Source organism: Salmonella sp. SAL00672, from assembly GCF_046552175.1.
Classification (GTDB): Bacteria; Pseudomonadota; Gammaproteobacteria; order Enterobacterales; family Enterobacteriaceae; genus Salmonella; species Salmonella enterica.
The window spans coordinates 22785-40646 of the sequence record NZ_JBGDUQ010000014.1; the positions used below are offsets into that span (position 1 = coordinate 22785).

At 54.4% G+C, this 17862-nt stretch carries 18 protein-coding genes; 10 read left to right on the top strand and 8 right to left on the bottom strand.

What is annotated here, in order from left to right:
- From recF to dnaA, 3 genes are all read right to left on the bottom strand, one after another.
- Positions 1-1074, bottom strand: a complete 1074-nt coding sequence (gene recF / locus ACLJTG_RS21940) for a DNA replication/repair protein RecF (protein ID WP_000060081.1) — start codon at positions 1072-1074, stop codon at positions 1-3.
- Positions 1075-1221: 147 nt separating this feature from the next.
- Complete coding sequence (dnaN, locus tag ACLJTG_RS21945; protein ID WP_000673478.1) at positions 1222-2322, bottom strand: DNA polymerase III subunit beta; 1101 nt, start codon at positions 2320-2322, stop codon at positions 1222-1224.
- A gap of 4 nt (positions 2323-2326) precedes the next feature.
- Positions 2327-3727: a chromosomal replication initiator protein DnaA gene (gene dnaA / locus ACLJTG_RS21950; protein WP_000059093.1), complete on the bottom strand. Its 1401-nt coding sequence runs from the start codon at positions 3725-3727 to the stop codon at positions 2327-2329.
- Positions 3728-4387: 660 nt separating this feature from the next.
- On the opposite strand from dnaA, the gene rpmH reads away from it, so the two are divergent.
- The 9 genes from rpmH (at position 4388) to ACLJTG_RS21995 (ending at position 12074) form a co-directional block, all read left to right on the top strand.
- Positions 4388-4528 (top strand): 50S ribosomal protein L34, encoded by a 141-nt coding sequence (gene rpmH, locus ACLJTG_RS21955; protein WP_000831330.1) that lies wholly within the window; start codon positions 4388-4390, stop codon positions 4526-4528.
- Positions 4529-4544: 16 nt separating this feature from the next.
- Entirely contained in the window at positions 4545-4904 is a 360-nt protein-coding gene (rnpA, locus tag ACLJTG_RS21960; protein ID WP_000239725.1) for a ribonuclease P protein component, read from the top strand.
- Positions 4868-5125: a membrane protein insertion efficiency factor YidD gene (gene yidD / locus ACLJTG_RS21965; RefSeq protein ID WP_001307474.1), complete on the top strand. Its 258-nt coding sequence runs from the start codon at positions 4868-4870 to the stop codon at positions 5123-5125. Before rnpA ends, yidD begins: the two co-directional genes overlap by 37 nt.
- 2 nt (positions 5126-5127) lie before the next feature.
- Positions 5128-6774, top strand: a complete 1647-nt coding sequence (gene yidC / locus ACLJTG_RS21970; protein WP_000378278.1) for a membrane protein insertase YidC — start codon at positions 5128-5130, stop codon at positions 6772-6774.
- Between the two features lie 140 nt (positions 6775-6914).
- Positions 6915-8279 carry a tRNA uridine-5-carboxymethylaminomethyl(34) synthesis GTPase MnmE gene (gene mnmE, locus ACLJTG_RS21975; protein ID WP_023238593.1) on the top strand — a complete coding sequence of 455 codons (1365 nt, stop codon included), beginning with the start codon at positions 6915-6917 and terminating at the stop codon, positions 8277-8279.
- A 182-nt stretch (positions 8280-8461) separates the two neighbouring features.
- Positions 8462-9649: an MFS transporter gene (locus ACLJTG_RS21980; protein ID WP_024792537.1), complete on the top strand. Its 1188-nt coding sequence runs from the start codon at positions 8462-8464 to the stop codon at positions 9647-9649.
- The gene (gene yidZ / locus ACLJTG_RS21985; RefSeq protein WP_000749365.1) at positions 9618-10577 is read left to right on the top strand and encodes an HTH-type transcriptional regulator YidZ; all 960 of its coding nucleotides are present in this window, start codon (positions 9618-9620) and stop codon (positions 10575-10577) included. Before ACLJTG_RS21980 ends, yidZ begins: the two co-directional genes overlap by 32 nt.
- Positions 10578-10734: 157 nt before the next feature.
- Entirely contained in the window at positions 10735-11490 is a 756-nt protein-coding gene (locus ACLJTG_RS21990; protein ID WP_000190676.1) for a 4'-phosphopantetheinyl transferase family protein, read from the top strand.
- A complete protein-coding gene (locus ACLJTG_RS21995; RefSeq protein ID WP_001575173.1) occupies positions 11490-12074 on the top strand; it encodes an NADPH-dependent FMN reductase in 585 nt (194 codons plus the stop codon). Before ACLJTG_RS21990 ends, ACLJTG_RS21995 begins: the two co-directional genes overlap by 1 nt.
- A gap of 44 nt (positions 12075-12118) precedes the next feature.
- On the opposite strand, the gene adeP is transcribed toward ACLJTG_RS21995, so the two are convergent.
- On the bottom strand, positions 12119-13456 hold the full coding sequence (adeP, locus tag ACLJTG_RS22000; protein ID WP_001519317.1) for an adenine permease AdeP: 1338 nt from the start codon (positions 13454-13456) through the stop codon (positions 12119-12121).
- 168 nt (positions 13457-13624) lie between these two features.
- Here adeP and yieH point away from each other — a divergent pair, with 168 nt between their 5' ends.
- Positions 13625-14290, top strand: coding sequence for a 6-phosphogluconate phosphatase (gene yieH / locus ACLJTG_RS22005; protein ID WP_000078086.1), 666 nt, complete (start codon positions 13625-13627; stop codon positions 14288-14290).
- 94 nt (positions 14291-14384) lie between these two features.
- Here the strand turns inward: yieH and phoU are convergent, their stop codons facing one another.
- The 4 genes from phoU to pstC form a co-directional block, all read right to left on the bottom strand.
- Positions 14385-15110 (bottom strand): phosphate signaling complex protein PhoU, encoded by a 726-nt coding sequence (phoU, locus tag ACLJTG_RS22010; protein WP_000377800.1) that lies wholly within the window; start codon positions 15108-15110, stop codon positions 14385-14387.
- Between the two features lie 14 nt (positions 15111-15124).
- Positions 15125-15898 carry a phosphate ABC transporter ATP-binding protein PstB gene (gene pstB / locus ACLJTG_RS22015; protein WP_000063118.1) on the bottom strand — a complete coding sequence of 258 codons (774 nt, stop codon included), beginning with the start codon at positions 15896-15898 and terminating at the stop codon, positions 15125-15127.
- 86 nt (positions 15899-15984) lie between these two features.
- Positions 15985-16875, bottom strand: coding sequence for a phosphate ABC transporter permease PstA (gene pstA, locus ACLJTG_RS22020; protein WP_000212197.1), 891 nt, complete (start codon positions 16873-16875; stop codon positions 15985-15987).
- Positions 16875-17834: a phosphate ABC transporter permease PstC gene (pstC, locus tag ACLJTG_RS22025; protein ID WP_000741630.1), complete on the bottom strand. Its 960-nt coding sequence runs from the start codon at positions 17832-17834 to the stop codon at positions 16875-16877. Before pstC ends, pstA begins: the two co-directional genes overlap by 1 nt.
- Positions 17835-17862 lie beyond the last annotated feature (28 nt).

The window sequence follows — 17862 nt, forward strand, 5'->3', positions numbered from 1 at the left end:
TTAATCCGTTATTTTACCCTTTTCCACGGTAAACATCTTCGAATTTTCATCCGACATGTCTATAACGTGTTCAGCGCTAATTGCGCTGACAAAGACCTGCGATTGCGTGGCTTTTAAGCGGCTGGCCAGCAGTCCGCGACGCGCATCGTCAAGTTCAGAGGCAAAATCATCTATCAGGTACAGGCAGCGCCGCCCGCTTTCGCGGGTGAGGAACTCGCCCTGCGCCAGACGTAAGGCGCACATCAATAACTTTAGCTGCCCGCGCGACAGGGTATCTTCCACCGGCGCGCCGTCGGCGCGAATGCGAAAGTCCGCTTTATGCGGCCCGTGCGCGGTGTAGGTCAACATACGGTCACGCTCAAAGCTTCGCTCCAGCACGTCCGCATAGTCTGTCTCTTTCTCCCAGCCGCGCTGGAAAGAGAACGTCAGGGAAAATTCAGGTAAAAACTGCTGACAGGTATCCGCCATGTCCTGTGCGATAGCGCTACTGTACTCCGCCCGCCAGGTACTAATTTGTTCCGCCAGCGGAATCAGCTCTTTATCCCACGGGCGCAATTGCTCATAACGACTCACCTGGCGCAGCGCGGCATTACGCTGTTTCAGCAATCGTTTCAGGTTGCTCCAGGCGGTGAAGAATCCGGCTTCGTTGTGAAAGCATCCCCAGTCAAGGAACGCTCTTCTGTATTTGGGGCCGCCGTTGAGTAAAGTAAACCCCTCCGGCGTAATCAACTGCATCGGCATTAAATGCGCCAGCTCCGCGATCTTGTGACCGTCGGTACCGTCGATACGGACCTTGCTGTCGCCCTGCTTATCTTTGGTTAAGCCAATCGACGTCTCACGCTCTTCGCCCTGTAATCGCCCGTGAAGAACAAACGCTTCCTGCTCATGACGAATCACGCGGCCAGGCTGCAAACTGCGAAACGCCCGACCGTGGCCAAGCGTATAGATAGCTTCCAGCACGCTGGTTTTGCCGCTGCCGTTGGCGCCAACCAGGAAGTTAAAGCCGGGGGATAAAGCGAGATCCGCATTTTCTATGTTGCGGAAGTCTTTGATTAAAAGGCGCGTCAGTGACATATATTAGTACATTCGTCCAGGGGCGTGTGTGTCGCAGCCAGTTCGTCTACCGCCAGCGCGCAGAAAGCGGAGCGTACACGAAGTACGTGAGCATTTCGAGCACTGCCGGGAGGCGAAATGGCAAGTAAACCAGCCCCTTTTCAGATTCTACAGCCTCATTGGCATAACAACGTAGGCAGCACTCTGTGACGCCGCATCCTCAATCTGTACGCTGGATACGGAATCCGTCAGCATAATGCGCACGGTTTCGCACTTCAGCGCATTGAGCACGTCCAGCACGTAACTGACGTTAAAGCCGATTTCCATCTCCGTCCCGCCGTAGCTCACGTCCAGAATCTCTTCCGCTTCTTCCTGTTCCGGGTTATTGGCGGTGATTTTGAGCTGATTCTCACTGACGTACAGACGCACGCCGCGGAATTTCTCATTCGAGAGGATTGCCGCGCGGGCAAACGCCTGCTTGAGGATATCGCAGCCCGCTTCCAGATGTTTATCCGGATTCTTCGGCAGAACGCGACGGTAATCCGGGAAGCGACCATCCACCAGCTTCGAGGTGAAGATAAAGTCGCCAACGTGCGCGCGGATATTATTACTGCCGATCTGCACGCGCAGCGGGTTTTCACCGCCGTCGAGCATACGCATCAGTTCAATCACGCCTTTACGCGGCACAATCACCGAGTGGCTGGGTAAAGACGCTTCCAGCGGCATTGAGCACACCGCCAGGCGGTGGCCGTCGGTCGCGACAGTGCGCAGTTCGCTACCTTCCGTTTCAAACAGCATACCGTTTAAGTAGTAGCGCACATCCTGATGGGCCATCGAAAACTGGGTCGATTCAATCAGGCGCTTCATCGTGGCCTGCGGCAGCGTAAATTCAACTTCGCTTTGCCAGTCGTCAAGATTCGGGAAATCGGCGGCAGGCAGCGTAGACAGCGAGAAGCGGCTACGGCCAGAACGCACCAGCATCCGATCGCCTTCCAACTGAACGGCAATCTCCGCGCCCTCCGGCAGGCCGCGGCAGATATCAAAGAATTTCCGCGCCGGCACGGTAGTAGCACCCGGCTCATGCGGCTGAGAAAGCGTAACGCGCGCGACCATCTCCATTTCAAGATCGGTGCCGGTCAGAGAAAGCGTACCGTCCGCTACCTGGAGGAGCAGGTTACCGAGAATCGGCAGCGTAGGACGACCGCCCAGCGGGCCGCTGACCTGCTGAAGCGGTTTTAATAAATGTTCACGTTCAACGGTAAATTTCATAGGATCACGACGACAATGTTCTGATTAAATTCGAAAAATCTTCTTTGATATCGTGGCTTTCTTCACGCAGTTGCTCAATTTTACGACAGGCATGAAGTACGGTAGTGTGGTCGCGCCCGCCAAACGCATCGCCGATTTCCGGCAGACTGTGGTTGGTGAGCTCTTTTGCCAGCGCCATAGCCATCTGGCGCGGACGTGCTACCGAGCGAGATCGACGCTTAGAAAGCAGATCCGCAATTTTGATTTTGTAATACTCGGCCACCGTCTTCTGAATATTGTCGATGGTGACCAGTTTTTCCTGCAACGCCAGTAAATCGCGCAGCGCTTCGCGCACAAAGTCGATAGTAATCGCCCGGCCGGTAAAGTTGGCATTGGCGATCACCCGGTTCAGCGCGCCTTCCAGTTCACGTACGTTAGAGCGTAGACGCTTGGCGATAAAGAACGCTACTTCGCCTGGCAGACGAATATCATTTTCGTCCGCTTTTTTCATCAGGATCGCCACGCGGGTTTCCAGCTCTGGTGGTTCGATCGCCACTGTTAGCCCCCAACCAAAGCGGGACTTGAGACGATCCTCAACGCCGTTGATCTCTTTCGGATAGCGATCCGACGTCAAAATGATCTGCTGATTGCCTTCCAGCAGAGCGTTAAAGGTGTGGAAAAACTCTTCCTGGGATCGTTCTTTATTGGCGAAGAATTGAATATCGTCGATCAGCAATGCGTCAACGGAGCGGTAGTAGCGTTTAAACTCTTCGATGGCGTTATTTTGCAGGGCTTTTACCATGTCCTGCACAAAGCGCTCGGAGTGCATATACACGACTTTCGCGTTGGGTTTGCGCGCCATAATGCCGTTACCCACCGCGTGCAGCAGGTGAGTTTTACCCAGACCAGTGCCGCCATAGAGGAATAACGGGTTATAAGCGCCGCCAGGATTATCCGCCACCTGACGTGCCGCCGCGCGCGCCAGTTGGTTGGATTTACCTTCGACGAAGTTATCAAATGTATGCTTAACATTGACGTTGGAGCGGTAGGTCGGCTCCGCCGGCGCTGGTACGTTATCCCAGCCCGAACGGGCCGCAGGCGCTACGCGCTGCGGCTGCGCCGTCGTTGTCTGCGCAGGCGCGACAACGTTATGCACAGGCGTTTTTAGCGTTTGCGTAACGGGCTTTGTTCCCACTTCAAAACGCAGTTGTGGGGCATCCGCGCCGCAGAATGTGTTGAGTAATCCATTGATATTGTTGAGGTACTTATCTCTTACCCAATCGAGCACAAAACGGTTTGGCGCATACAAAGCCAGCGTGTTATCGCTCAGTTCCGCCTGCAACGGGCGTATCCACATACTGAATTCTGTGGCTGGTAACTCATCCTGCAATCGGGCAAGACACTGCTGCCAAAGCGAAAGTGACACGGCGGACTCCACTCGAACAAAAGTCGATAAATGACAAAGGCTGATACATTAATGATTGTTGGCGCACGTCGATAAGACCCTGCATGAAGGGTGACGCACGAACCGCTGTCTGCGGTTTTCACGGATCTTTCAAACGATCGCGACTTCACGCAGTCTGAAAGATTTCGTGTTCATGCCTGACCAGGATCGTTTGAAACGATCAGGACCGCGGATCATAGCCTAAACTGAGCAAGAGATCTTCTGTTTCTCACAGATTCTTCCCGATTTATCCACAGGACTTTCCAGGAAAGGATAAGTGTAATCGATCCTGGGGAACTCCTGTACGCTTTCGCGCGCATATTGAAAAAATTAATAGGTAAAGGTGAGCAGACGCCTAAAAGATCGCATAAAGATCCAGGGCGATCCTTGCGCTTTACCTGGCAGTCCGTATAATTCTCCACCCGTCGCGCAATGCCCGTCATATGGCGTCAACGCTGCTTATTTTCCGCACAAAAAGGCGTGGAAAATCGCGGGAAAATAAGGAAAGAGAATTGACTCCGGAGTGTACAATTATTACAATCCGGCCTCTTTAATCACCCACACTGTGGCGTAAGTCGTTCAAAGTTTGTTCGGGTATACGCAAAAGTCAGTGAATTTATTCAAGTTTAGGTAGAAATCGCCATGAAACGCACTTTTCAACCGTCTGTACTGAAGCGCAACCGTTCTCACGGCTTCCGTGCTCGTATGGCTACTAAAAATGGTCGTCAGGTTCTGGCACGTCGTCGTGCTAAAGGCCGCGCTCGTCTGACCGTTTCCAAGTAATAAAGCTAACCCCTGAGTGGTTAAGCTCGCATTTCCCAGGGAGTTACGTTTGTTAACTCCCGCTCATTTCACATTCGTCTTCCAGCAACCTCAACGGGCTGGCACGCCGCAAATCACCATCCTCGGCCGCCTGAATTCGCTGGGGCATCCCCGTATCGGTCTTACCGTCGCCAAAAAAAATGTTCGACGTGCGCATGAACGCAACCGGATTAAACGTCTGACGCGTGAAAGCTTCCGTCTGCGCCAGCATGAACTTCCTGCAATGGATTTCGTGGTGGTGGCGAAAAAAGGGGTTGCCGACCTCGATAACCGTGCTCTCTCGGAAGCGTTGGAAAAATTATGGCGCCGCCACTGTCGCCTGGCTCGCGGGTCCTGATAGCCCTTATTCGGGTCTATCAACGCCTGATCAGTCCGCTGCTTGGGCCGCATTGTCGTTTCACGCCAACGTGCTCAAGCTACGGAATTGAGGCATTGCGCAGGTTTGGAGTGATAAAAGGCAGTTGGTTGACGGTGAAACGCGTATTAAAATGCCACCCTTTACACCCTGGTGGTGACGATCCCGTCCCGCCCGGACCATTTGATACCAGAGAACACTAACGATGGATTCGCAACGCAATCTTTTAGTCATCGCTTTGCTGTTCGTGTCTTTCATGATCTGGCAAGCCTGGGAGCAGGATAAAAATCCGCAACCTCAGACTCAACAGACCACGCAGACAACGACCACCGCAGCGGGTAGCGCCGCCGACCAGGGCGTACCAGCCAGTGGCCAGGGGAAAATGATTACGGTGAAAACCGATGTGCTTGATTTGACTATCAACACCCGTGGTGGTGATGTCGAGCAGGCCTTGCTCCCGGCTTACCCGAAAGAACTGGGTTCCAACGAACCGTTCCAGCTGCTGGAAACCACCCCGCAGTTTATCTATCAGGCGCAAAGCGGCCTGACAGGCCGCGACGGCCCGGATAACCCGGCGAACGGCCCGCGTCCGCTGTACAACGTCGAGAAAGATGCGTTTGTACTGGCCGACGGTCAGAACGAACTGCAGGTTCCGATGACTTATACTGACGCCGCAGGCAACACGTTTACCAAAACGTTTGTCTTTAAGCGTGGCGATTATGCGGTTAACGTGAACTATAGCGTGCAGAACACCGGCGAAAAACCGCTGGAAGTCTCCACCTTTGGTCAGTTAAAACAATCCGTCAACCTGCCTCCTCATCGCGACACCGGCAGCAGCAACTTTGCGTTGCATACGTTCCGCGGCGCAGCGTACTCCACGCCGGATGAGAAGTATGAGAAATACAAATTCGACACTATTGCCGATAACGAAAACCTCAACGTCAGCTCCAAAGGCGGTTGGGTGGCAATGTTGCAGCAGTATTTCGCTACCGCATGGATTCCGCGTAACGACGGCACCAACAATTTCTACACCGCCAATCTGGGTAACGGCATTGTCGCTATCGGCTATAAAGCGCAGCCGGTACTGGTACAGCCAGGCCAGACTGGCGCGATGACCAGCACCCTGTGGGTCGGCCCGGAAATTCAGGATAAAATGGCGGCTGTTGCACCGCACCTGGATTTGACCGTGGACTACGGCTGGTTGTGGTTCATCTCTCAGCCACTGTTCAAGTTGCTGAAGTGGATCCACAGCTTTGTGGGCAACTGGGGCTTCTCCATTATCATCATTACCTTTATCGTTCGCGGTATCATGTACCCGCTGACCAAAGCGCAGTACACGTCAATGGCGAAGATGCGTATGCTGCAGCCGAAAATTCAGGCGATGCGCGAACGTCTTGGCGATGATAAACAGCGCCAAAGCCAGGAGATGATGGCCCTGTACAAAGCGGAGAAAGTTAACCCGCTGGGCGGCTGCTTCCCGCTGATCATCCAGATGCCTATCTTCCTGGCGTTGTACTACATGCTGATGGGTTCCATTGAACTGCGTCATGCGCCGTTCGCTCTGTGGATTCATGACCTGTCCGCACAGGACCCGTACTACATTCTGCCGATCCTGATGGGCGTAACGATGTTCTTCATTCAGAAGATGTCGCCGACCACCGTGACCGACCCGATGCAGCAGAAGATCATGACCTTTATGCCGGTCATCTTTACGGTGTTCTTCCTGTGGTTCCCGTCAGGTCTGGTGCTGTACTATATCGTCAGCAACCTGGTCACCATCATTCAGCAGCAGCTGATTTACCGTGGTCTGGAGAAGCGTGGCCTGCATAGCCGCGAGAAGAAAAAATCCTGATTCGGTGTAGGCCGGATAAGGCGAAGCCGCCATCCGGCAAGGCGCGCCGGTCAGCCTGATGGCGCTAACGCTTATCAGGCCTACAATCAAAAGGCGGTCATATGACCGCCTTTTTTATTGCAACAAAGTTGAGACTAACCATGAGCCATAACGACACTATCGTCGCCCAGGCAACCCCACCGGGACGCGGTGGCGTGGGTATCCTGCGTATCTCTGGTCTGAAAGCGCGCGACGTTGCGCAAGAGGTGCTGGGCAAGCTGCCGAAGCCGCGCTATGCCGACTACCTGCCGTTTAAAGACGTTGACGGCAGCGCGCTGGATCAGGGTATTGCGCTGTGGTTCCCCGGCCCGAACTCCTTCACCGGTGAAGATGTGCTGGAGCTACAAGGGCACGGCGGTCCGGTGATCCTGGACCTGCTGTTAAAACGTATCCTGACGCTTCCAGGCGTGCGCATTGCCCGACCTGGCGAGTTCTCCGAGCGAGCGTTCCTCAACGATAAGCTCGATTTAGCCCAGGCGGAAGCCATTGCCGACCTGATCGATGCCAGTTCCGAACAGGCGGCGCGTTCGGCGCTAAACTCGTTACAGGGGGCATTTTCCGCCCGCGTTAACCACCTTGTGGAAGCACTTACTCACCTGCGAATCTACGTCGAAGCGGCTATCGATTTTCCGGATGAGGAGATCGACTTTCTCTCTGACGGCAAAATTGAAGCGCAGCTCAATGGCGTCATCGCCGATCTTGACGCCGTGCGAACCGAAGCGCGCCAGGGCAGCCTGCTGCGCGAAGGGATGAAGGTAGTGATTGCCGGACGCCCGAATGCCGGGAAATCCAGCCTGCTGAATGCGCTGGCAGGCCGTGAAGCGGCCATTGTCACCGATATCGCCGGTACCACGCGCGACGTGTTGCGCGAGCATATTCACATCGACGGGATGCCGCTGCATATCATCGATACCGCCGGACTGCGCGACGCCAGCGACGAAGTTGAGCGTATCGGCATCGAACGCGCCTGGCAGGAGATTGAACAGGCCGATCGCGTGCTGTTTATGGTGGATGGCACCACGACGGACGCCGTTGACCCTGCCGACATCTGGCCGGACTTTATCGCCCGTCTGCCCAAAAATCTACCGATTACCGTGGTACGTAACAAGGCGGATATCACCGGCGAAACGTTGGGTATTAGTGAAGTAAACGGTCACTCACTGGTTCGCCTCTCGGCGCGTACCGGCGAAGGCGTCAACGTGTTGCGTAACCACCTCAAGCAGAGCATGGGGTTTGATACCAATATGGAAGGCGGCTTCCTGGCCCGTCGCCGTCACCTACAGGCGCTGGCGGAAGCCGCTGAACACCTTGAGCAGGGCAAAGCGCAGCTATTAGGCGCATGGGCGGGGGAACTGCTGGCGGAAGAGTTGCGCCTGGCGCAGCAAAGCTTAAGCGAGATTACCGGCGAGTTTACCTCCGACGACCTGCTGGGACGGATTTTCTCCAGCTTCTGTATCGGCAAATAACGTTGTGTTGCCCGGTGGCGCGATGCTTACCGGGCCTACAAAACCCGTAAGCCGGATAAGGCGTTTATGCCGCCATCCGGCAGCAATGATTTCCCATGCGGAAATCACTGTTGTCCAAATGGCAACTCGTCTCGCGCAACATCGCCCCGTATTCTTAGCGCCACACTTTTCGTGAGGCCGCTATGAAACGTTTTCTACTGTGTAGTTTTGCCCTGGTTTTACTCTATCCTGCCGGTATTGATATGTATCTGGTCGGTTTACCGCGTATAGCCGCCGATCTGAACGCCAGTGAGGCGCAGTTGCATATCGCCTTCTCCGTTTACCTGGCCGGAATGGCGACGGCCATGCTGTTTGCCGGGAAGATAGCCGATCAGTCAGGCCGCAAACCGGTCGCGATCGTCGGCGCGATCGTCTTTATGATGGCCTCACTGCTTTGTTCACGGGCGTCGGAAGGCTCGCTATTTCTGAGTGGGCGTTTTCTTCAGGGAATAGGTGCAGGCGGCTGCTATGTGGTGGCGTTCGCCATTCTGCGCGACACGCTCGACGGGCATCGCCGGGCGAAAGTGCTGTCATTATTGAATGGGATTACCTGTATTGTGCCGGTACTCGCCCCGGTGGTGGGGCATTTGATTATGCTTCGTTTCCCCTGGCAAAGTCTGTTCTATACGATGTCCGCGATGGGCATTATTGTGGGCCTGTTATCACTGTTTATCCTGCGCGAGACGCGCCCGGTAAGGCTGGCTCCACGCGATTTATCACGATCGTCGCCCGCCGCCGAGTCGCTGATTAACCGTTTTTTCGTTAGTCGACTGGCGATCACCACCCTTAGCGTGTCGGTGATCCTGACCTTCGTCAATGCCTCTCCAGTACTGCTGATGGAGGTGATGGGATTTAGCCGTGGCGACTATGCCATTACCATGGCGCTCACCGCAGGCGTCAGTATGGTCGTCTCTTTTTCCACCCCTTTTGCGCTTGGGTTATTTAAGCCGCGAACCTTAATGCTCGTCTCACAGGGGCTGTTTTTGACGGCTGGCGTGACGTTAAGCCTTGCTCATACCAATACCGTCACGCTCTTTGGCCTGACGCTTATCTGCGCCGGATTCTCGGTTGGTTTTGGCGTCGCGATGAGCCAGGCGCTGGGGCCGTTTTCGCTGCGCGCCGGAGTGGCCAGTTCCACGCTGGGTATCGCGCAGGTTTGCGGTTCATCACTGTGGATTTGGCTGGCGGCAATACTCGGTATCAGCGCGATGAATATGCTGATCGGGATTCTGATTGGTTGTAGCATAGTGAGTATTCTGCTGATCTTCTCCGTCACGCCCAACAGGTCCGTAGCCGAGCATGAAGAAATCCCTTACCAATCTCGACCTTAATTTGCTGTTATGCCTACAGTTACTCATGCAGGAGCGCAGCGTCACTAAAGCTGCAAAACGGATGAACGTAACGCCCTCGGCGGTCAGCAAATCGCTGGCGAAACTCCGGGCATGGTTTGACGATCCGCTGTTCGTCAATACGCCGCTGGGCCTGGCGCCGACGCCGCTGATGGTCAGTATGGAGCAAAGTCTGGCGGACTGGATGCAGATGGGGAATCAACTGCTTGATAAACCGCATCATCAAACGCCGCGCGGTTTAAAATTTGAGTTGGCAGCAGAGTCGCCGCTGATGATGATTATGTTTAATTCACTGTCGCAGCAGATTTATCAGCGCTATCCGCAGGCTACCATTAAGGTTCGCAACTGGGATTATGACTCGCTGGAGGCGATTACGCGCGGGGAAGTCGATATCGGATTTACCGGACGCGAAAGCCATCCCCGCTCGCGAGAATTGCTCAGTCTGTTGCCGCTCGCGATTGATTTTGAGGTGTTGTTTAGCGATTTGCCGTGGGTCTGGCTGCGGGAAGATCATCCGGCACTGCGTGAAGCGTGGGATCTGGACACTTTTCTGCGCTACCCGCATATCAGTATTTGCTGGGAGCAAAGCGATACCTGGGCGCTGGATGATGTCCTGCAAGAAATGGGACGCAAACGCCATATCGCGTTGAGCCTGCCGGGGTTCGAGCAGTCGCTCTTTATGGCCGCCCAGCCGGATCACACCCTGATAGCAACCGCGCCGCGCTATTGCCAGCACTACAATCAGCTCCACCAGCTACCGTTAGTGGCGCGCCCCTTGCCTTTTGATGCGCAACAGCGGGAAAAGCTGATGGTGCCGTTTACCCTATTATGGCACAAACGTAATAGTCATAATCCCAAGATTGTGTGGCTACGACAGGCTATCAACACGCTCTGCCGTCGCCTTATCTGACCACCTGCGTTGATAAATTAACCTTCCTCTTACCAGAAATGTCACCGTCTGATTAAAGAACCTTCTGAAATTGAATTTTTAGCGCGTAAAACCTGTCCATAATTTACGTTAATGTTACTCTCGTCATTATCACGGCCCATTAATCACGGAGCGAAAAATGGCGACTCACTTTGCCAGAGGGATACTTACGGAGGGACAGTTGGTTTCAATTCGTCTCTCTTCGTCTTGCCATATTGAAGCCAGAAACCTGCCTGCTCACCGACGAACGCGTTTTCTCGCCTCCAGAGGCCTTCTTGCCGAACTGATGTTTATGCTGTACGGAATTGGCGAGCTGCCGGAAATCATTATTCAGGCGAAAGGTAAACCCGCGTTTCGTGACAAAAATCTGCCAGGCTTTTCTATTTCCTACGCCGGAAATATGGTTGGCGTGGCGTTGACCACCGAAGGAGAGTGCGGGCTGGATATGGAATTACAGCGCACCTCCCGCGGCTTTCACCATCCGCATTCGCTCGAACGCCACCCTTTCTCCCGTAATGAAAACTTATGGGTAGCCAATCAAAACGATCCCAACGAAGCGCGAGCGCAACTCATCACATTGCGCCAGAGCGTGTTAAAACTCACCGGCGATGTCATGAATGACGATCCGCGGGAGCTGCAACTTTTACCCGTTGCCGGACGCCTGAAGTGCGCGCATGTCACGCAGCTTGAAGCCGTGTGCGATGCGGAAGATGTGCTGGTATGGTCCGTAACCGTTACGCCAGCGATAGAAAAATTAAAAGTGTGGGAGTTCGATGGCAAACTGGGCTGGAAAAGCCTGCCCGATATCCAGACGCGCGCCAATGAGCCAACCGGTCGTCTGATGCGATTCGCCCAACTCCCCGCCGCCAAATCGTATACGCTTAATCGTTCATAATGAAAAAAGGGGCACGTATGTCTGAAACGCTGAATGTGGTTACACTGCTGGGAAGTTTACGCAAAGGTTCCTTTAACGGGATGGTGGCGCGTACGCTGCCTAAAGTCGCGCCGGCAGGAATGACGGTATCGCCGCTGCCTTCGATCGGGGATATTCCGCTGTATGACGCCGATATCCAGCAGGAAGAGGGATTTCCAGCCAGCGTAGAGGCGCTGGCGGAGCAGATTCGCAACGCCGACGGCGTCGTCATTGTGACGCCGGAATATAACTATTCCGTTCCCGGCGGCCTGAAGAATGCCATCGACTGGCTATCCCGTCTGCCTGAGCAGCCGCTGGCGGGTAAGCCCGTTCTTATCCAGACCAGTTCAATGGGGGCGATTGGCGGCGCGCGCTGCCAGTATCATCTGCGCCAGATTCTGGTGTTCCTTGATGCGATGGTGATGAATAAACCGGAATTTATGGGCGGCGTGATTCAGAATAAAGTCGATCCGCAGACTGGAGAAGTGGTGGATCAGGGAACGTTAGATCATTTGACCGGTCAGTTGACCGCATTTGGCGAGTATATTCAGCGCGTTAAAGCGTAAGTTCGTTAAAAACCCTCACCCCGATGGGGCGAGGGTTCATTTCATCAGTGTGCGTCAATAAACACAATCTTCAGCACGAATAACAGCGCGACAATCACTACGCACGGGCTAAGGTCGCGCAGGCGACCGGTACCGATTTTCATCACGCAGTAAGAGATAAAGCCCAGCGCGATACCTTCGGTGATCGAGAAGCTAAACGGCATCATTACCGCCGTAATAAACGCCGGGACCGATTCGGTTAAATCCTGCCAGTTTACCCGCGCCAGGCTGGAGGTCATCAGCACGCCGACGTAAATCAACGCGCCCGCCGCCGCGTAAGGCGGCACCATGCCCGCCAGCGGCGACAGGAAGATAACCAGCAGGAACAAAATACCGACCACCACCGCCGTTAAACCGGTGCGACCGCCCACCGAAACGCCGGAAGAGGACTCAATATAAGCGGTCACAGAAGACGTTCCGACAAATGCGCCAGTGACAGAAGAGATACTATCAACAAACAGCGCCTGCTTCATGCGCGGGAATTTGCCTTTCTCATCCGCCAGGCCGGCTTTATCAGTCACGCCAATCAGCGTACCGGAGGAGTCAAACAGGTTTACCAGCATGAAGGAGAAAATAACCCCCGCCAGGCCAAGATTGAACGAACCTGCCAAATCGACATGCCCTACCACGCTGGTGACGCTTGGCGGCGCGGAGACAATGCCGTTGTAATGTACATCGCCCATCATCCAGCCAAGCAGCGTCGTGACGATGATGGACACCAGCACCGCCGCATGAATGTTGCGCGAAGCGAGAATCGCAATAATAAAGAATCCGAGAACCCCCAGCAGCACGCTGTGCGAGGTCAGGTTGCCGATGCTGACCAGCGTTTCCGGGTTAGCGACGATCACGCCGGCGTTTTTCAGCCCCATCATGCCGATAAACAGGCCGATGCCGCTGGTGATGCCCACGCGCAGGCTGACCGGAATGTTGGCGATCATCCAGTAACGCACGCGGAAGATAGTCAGCAATAAAAGACCAACAGCGCCCCAGAAAATGGCGCCCATGCCTACCTGCCACGGCAGTCCCATTGCCTGCACAACCACGAAGGCAAAGAACGCATTCAGCCCCATCGCGGGCGCCAGCGCCACCGGCAGGTTAGCGAACAGACCCATCAGAATACTGCCAAAGGCCGCAATCAGACAGGTGGTCACAAAGACGGCGCTGGTGTCCATGCCAGCTACGCCCAGAATTTGCGGGTTAACAAAAACGATATAAACCATCGTCAGGAAAGTGGTAAAACCGGCGATCACTTCGGTTCGTGCCGTCGTGCCATGTTCGCGCAGTTTAAACACGCGTTCCAGCATACCCTGACCAGAAGCCTGGGTGGTGTGTTGTTGACTCATTATCAATTTCCGGAGAAAGGAGGGAAAATTCGCCGTTATCCTATACCAAAATGCGACACCTGGCGCAGTTGTGTGGTAATTTTTTTCACTCAATTTGTTAGTACGGCAACGATTGCGTCCCCTCATTCAGCATTACGTAAACGTTAAACTTGTTAAAATGGAAATGACATGTCCCAAATCGAAGCAGTGTTTTTTGACTGTGACGGCACGCTGGTCGACAGTGAAGTGATTTGCTCGCGCGCCTATGTCACTATGTTCCGGCAGTTCGGCATTACGCTTGAGCTCACGGAAGTATTCAGACGCTTTAAAGGCGTAAAGCTCTACGAAATTATCGATACCATCAGTAAAGAGTATGGCGTTGCGCTGGCAAAGGCGGAGCTGGAGCCGGTGTACCGCGCGGAAGTGGCGCGTCTGTTCGATACCGAACTGGAAGCGATCGCGGGCGCAAATACCCTGCTGGAGAGCATTAAGACGCCGATGTGCGTGGTATCCAACGGGCCGGTCAGTAAGATGCAGCATTCGCTGGGTAAACTGGGCATGTTGCATTATTTTCCCGATTTGCTGTTTAGCGGTTACGATATTCAACGCTGGAAGCCCGATCCGGCGCTGATGCTCCATGCGGCGAACGCCATGAAGGTCAATGTTGAGAAGTGTATTCTGGTGGATGATTCCAGCGCAGGCGCGCAGTCAGGAATTGCGGCGGGAATGGAAGTGTTTTATTTCTGCGCCGATCCGCATAACAAGCCGATCGATCACCCTAACGTGACGACTTTTACCGATTTGGCGCAGTTGCCGGGATTGTGGAAAGCGCGCGGGTGGGAGATTACGCGTTAACTGAAATGCCGGATGGCGCTGACGCTTATCCGGCCTACAGCATCTGTACCTGTAGGCCCGGTAAGCGCAGCGCCACCGGGCAAAAGAATGAGATTTACTCTTTCGGATCTTTCCCCGCCAACAGTTTATCCAGCTCATCGCCACCGACGTGACGGAAATCCTGCCCCTTCACGAAGTAGAAGATGTATTCGCAGATATTCTGGCAGCGGTCGCCGATACGCTCGATAGAACGAGCGCAGAATAACGCGGTCAGCACGCTGGGAATGGTGCGCGAGTCTTCCATCATGTAGGTCATCAGCTGACGCACGATGCCTTCATATTCCTGGTCAACTTTCTTATCTTCACGATAGATACGCACCGCTTCATCGAGATCCATGCGCGCGAACGCATCCAGCACGTCGTGCAGCATCTGCACGGTGTGGCGGCCCAGTGACTCCAGACTCACCAACAGCGGCTGGTGCTGCTGGGAGAATTTCTCCAGCGCGGTACGGCAGATTTTATCCGCCACGTCGCCAATGCGCTCCAGTTCGGCGATGGTTTTGATAATCGCCATCACCAGGCGCAGATCGCTCGCCGTCGGCTGGCGCTTGGCGATAATACGCACGCAGGCCTCATCGATGGCGACTTCCATCATATTAACCTGATGGTCGCCTTCTACCACGCGCTTCGCCAGCTCGCTGTCCTGGTTGTGCATAGCGGTGATAGCGTCAGAAAGCTGCTGCTCCACCATGCCGCCCATGGTCATTACCTGAGTGCGGATGCTTTCCAGTTCGGCGTTGAACTGGCCGGAAATATGTTTATTAAGGTTCAGACTGTCCATTACGCACTCCTGAATTAACCGTAACGACCGGTGATATAGTCTTCTGTTTGTTTCTTCGCGGGCTTGGTGAACAGATCGTCCGTGTTGCTGAACTCAATCAACTCGCCCAGGTACATAAACGCCGTATGATCGGAGCAACGTGCCGCCTGCTGCATGTTGTGGGTCACGATCACCACGGTGTAATCCTGTTTCAGCTCGGTGATCAGCTCTTCAATACGCCCGGTAGAGATCGGGTCCAGAGCTGAACATGGCTCATCCAGCAGCAGCACTTCCGGGCGAATGGCGATACCGCGCGCAATGCACAGACGCTGCTGCTGACCACCGGAGAGAGAGTACCCGCTCTGGTGCAATTTATCTTTGGTTTCGTTCCATAATGCGGCTTTGGTCAACGCCCACTGCACGCGCTCGTCCATATCGGCGCGAGACAGCTTCTCAAACAGACGCACGCCAAAGGCGATATTGTCATAGATGGACATCGGGAACGGCGTCGGCTTCTGGAATACCATCCCCACTTTTGCGCGCAGCAGCGCGATATCCTGGGTGTTGGTGAGAATATTGTCGCCATCCAGCAGAATTTCACCTTCCGCGCGCTGCTCCGGATAAAGCGAATACATTTTATTGAAGGTACGCAGTAGCGTTGATTTACCGCAGCCGGATGGCCCGATAAATGCCGTTACCTGATTCTTCGCGATATCCAGATTAATGTTCTTCAGGGCATGGAATTTGCCGTAGTAGAAGTTCAAATCACGAACCTGAATCTTACTCGGGGCAGTTTCAACCATACTCATTTCACTCTTTTCCTCATCCAGCGCCGCATCCGCCACGCCGTAAAATAATGCCTGATGGCGCTACGCTTATCAGGCCTACAATGTCTTTAACCGTGTTTTTTCTTCGCGAAAACAACACGCGCCAGAATATTCAGCAGCAGTACGCACAGGGTAATAATCAGCACGCCCGCCCAGGCTAATTGTTGCCATTCGGCAAACGGACTCATCGCGAATTTAAAAATGGTCACCGGCAGGTTGGCGATCGGCTGCATCATGTCGGTGCTCCAGAACTGGTTCGAGAGCGCGGTAAACAACAATGGCGCCGTTTCCCCGGCAATACGGGCAATTGCCAGCAGAATACCGGTCATAATGCCGGAGATAGAGGCTTTCAGCGTAATCGCGGAGATCATCTTCCACTTCGGCGTACCCAGCGCATAAGCGGCTTCACGCAGGCTATCCGGTACCAGCTTGAGCATGTTTTCAGTGGTACGGATAACGATCGGCACCTGCAACAGCGCCAGCGCAATCACCCCTGCCCAGCCGGAGAAGTGCTGCATCTGCGCCACCACGATGGTGTAAACAAACAGCCCCACAACAATTGACGGCGCGGAAAGCAGAATGTCGTTAATAAAACGAATGATTTCCGCCAGCCAGGATTTACGGCCATACTCCGCCAGATAGATCCCGGCCATAATCCCCAGCGGCGTACCCAATACGGTAGCCCAGAGAATCAACAATCCACTCCCCGCCAGGGCGTTCGCCAGCCCGCCGCCCGCCGTGTTCGGCGGCGGCGTCATTTCGGTAAACAGCGCCAGCGACATCCCGTCGATACCACGCGTGATGGTGGACATCAAAATCCAGATCAGCCAGAACAGACCAAATGCCATCGTCGCCATTGAGAGCGTTAGTGCGATACGGTTCTTCATGCGGCGACGCGCCTGCATCTTGCGACGGGATTCCGCGAGCTGCGCGGTGTTCTGCATATCAAGCGTAGCCATTAACGTGCTCCCTCGTTCTTCGCCAGACGCATAATCATGAACTTAGACGCCGCCAGGACGATAAAGGTGATCACAAACAGGATCAGCCCCAGTTCCATCAACGCTGCCACGTGCAGACCCGATTCCGCCTCAGCGAATTCGTTCGCCAGCGCGGAAGTGATGCTGTTGCCCGGCATATACAGCGACGCGCTGTCGAGCTGGTAGGTATTACCGATGATAAAAGTGACCGCCATCGTTTCACCCAGAGCACGGCCCAGCCCCAGCATAATGCCGCCGATCACGCCATTTTTGGTGAACGGTAGCACGATGCGCCAGATAACTTCCCAGGTAGTACAGCCGATACCGTAAGCGGACTCTTTCATCATTACCGGCGTTTGCTCGAAGACGTCGCGCATAACCGCCGCAATGTAGGGGATGATCATGATGGCGAGGATGACGCCCGCCGCCAGAATGCCGATACCAAACGCCGGGCCGGAGAACAGCGCGCCGACAAACGGAATGTTGGAAAGAATATTGCCGACCGGCTCCTGGAAGTACGTCGCAAACAGCGGCGCGAAGATAAACAGCCCCCACATGCCGTACACGATACTGGGGATCGCCGCCAGCAGTTCAATGGCGATGCCGAGCGGACGCTTTAGCCAGCCTGGCGCCAGCTCGGTTAAAAACAGGGCAATGCCGAAACTGACCGGAACGGCAATCAGCAGTGCGATAAAGGAGGTCACCAGCGTGCCATAAATGGGCACCAGAGCGCCGTAGATATCGTTTGGCGCGTCCCATTCCTTAGTCCAAAGAAATGAGAAACCAAATTTCTGAATACTTGGCCAGGAGGAGATGATCAATGAGACGATAATACCGCCCAACATCAATAGCACAATCAGCGCAGCCAGTTTTACCAGCGCGCTGAAAATCATGTCGCCTTTTTTACCCGGCGGGTTAAAAGCAGGCTTGGTTGCAGCCATAAATTACTCTTTCCATTAAACGCGTTTT

Coding starts and splice junctions, on each gene's coding strand:
- adeP (WP_001519317.1), bottom strand. CDS start 13,456: ATGAGTCAACAACACACCACCCAGGCTTCTGGTCAGGGTATGCTGGAA.
- pstC (WP_000741630.1), bottom strand. CDS start 17,834: ATGGCTGCAACCAAGCCTGCTTTTAACCCGCCGGGTAAAAAAGGCGAC.
- ACLJTG_RS21995 (WP_001575173.1), top strand. CDS start 11,490: ATGAAAAAAGGGGCACGTATGTCTGAAACGCTGAATGTGGTTACACTG.
- yidC (WP_000378278.1), top strand. CDS start 5,128: ATGGATTCGCAACGCAATCTTTTAGTCATCGCTTTGCTGTTCGTGTCT.
- phoU (WP_000377800.1), bottom strand. CDS start 15,110: ATGGACAGTCTGAACCTTAATAAACATATTTCCGGCCAGTTCAACGCC.
- mnmE (WP_023238593.1), top strand. CDS start 6,915: ATGAGCCATAACGACACTATCGTCGCCCAGGCAACCCCACCGGGACGC.
- pstA (WP_000212197.1), bottom strand. CDS start 16,875: ATGGCTACGCTTGATATGCAGAACACCGCGCAGCTCGCGGAATCCCGT.
- yieH (WP_000078086.1), top strand. CDS start 13,625: ATGTCCCAAATCGAAGCAGTGTTTTTTGACTGTGACGGCACGCTGGTC.
- yidD (WP_001307474.1), top strand. CDS start 4,868: ATGGCGCCGCCACTGTCGCCTGGCTCGCGGGTCCTGATAGCCCTTATT.
- dnaN (WP_000673478.1), bottom strand. CDS start 2,322: ATGAAATTTACCGTTGAACGTGAACATTTATTAAAACCGCTTCAGCAG.
- recF (WP_000060081.1), bottom strand. CDS start 1,074: ATGTCACTGACGCGCCTTTTAATCAAAGACTTCCGCAACATAGAAAAT.
- ACLJTG_RS21980 (WP_024792537.1), top strand. CDS start 8,462: ATGAAACGTTTTCTACTGTGTAGTTTTGCCCTGGTTTTACTCTATCCT.
- pstB (WP_000063118.1), bottom strand. CDS start 15,898: ATGAGTATGGTTGAAACTGCCCCGAGTAAGATTCAGGTTCGTGATTTG.
- ACLJTG_RS21990 (WP_000190676.1), top strand. CDS start 10,735: ATGGCGACTCACTTTGCCAGAGGGATACTTACGGAGGGACAGTTGGTT.
- rpmH (WP_000831330.1), top strand. CDS start 4,388: ATGAAACGCACTTTTCAACCGTCTGTACTGAAGCGCAACCGTTCTCAC.
- yidZ (WP_000749365.1), top strand. CDS start 9,618: ATGAAGAAATCCCTTACCAATCTCGACCTTAATTTGCTGTTATGCCTA.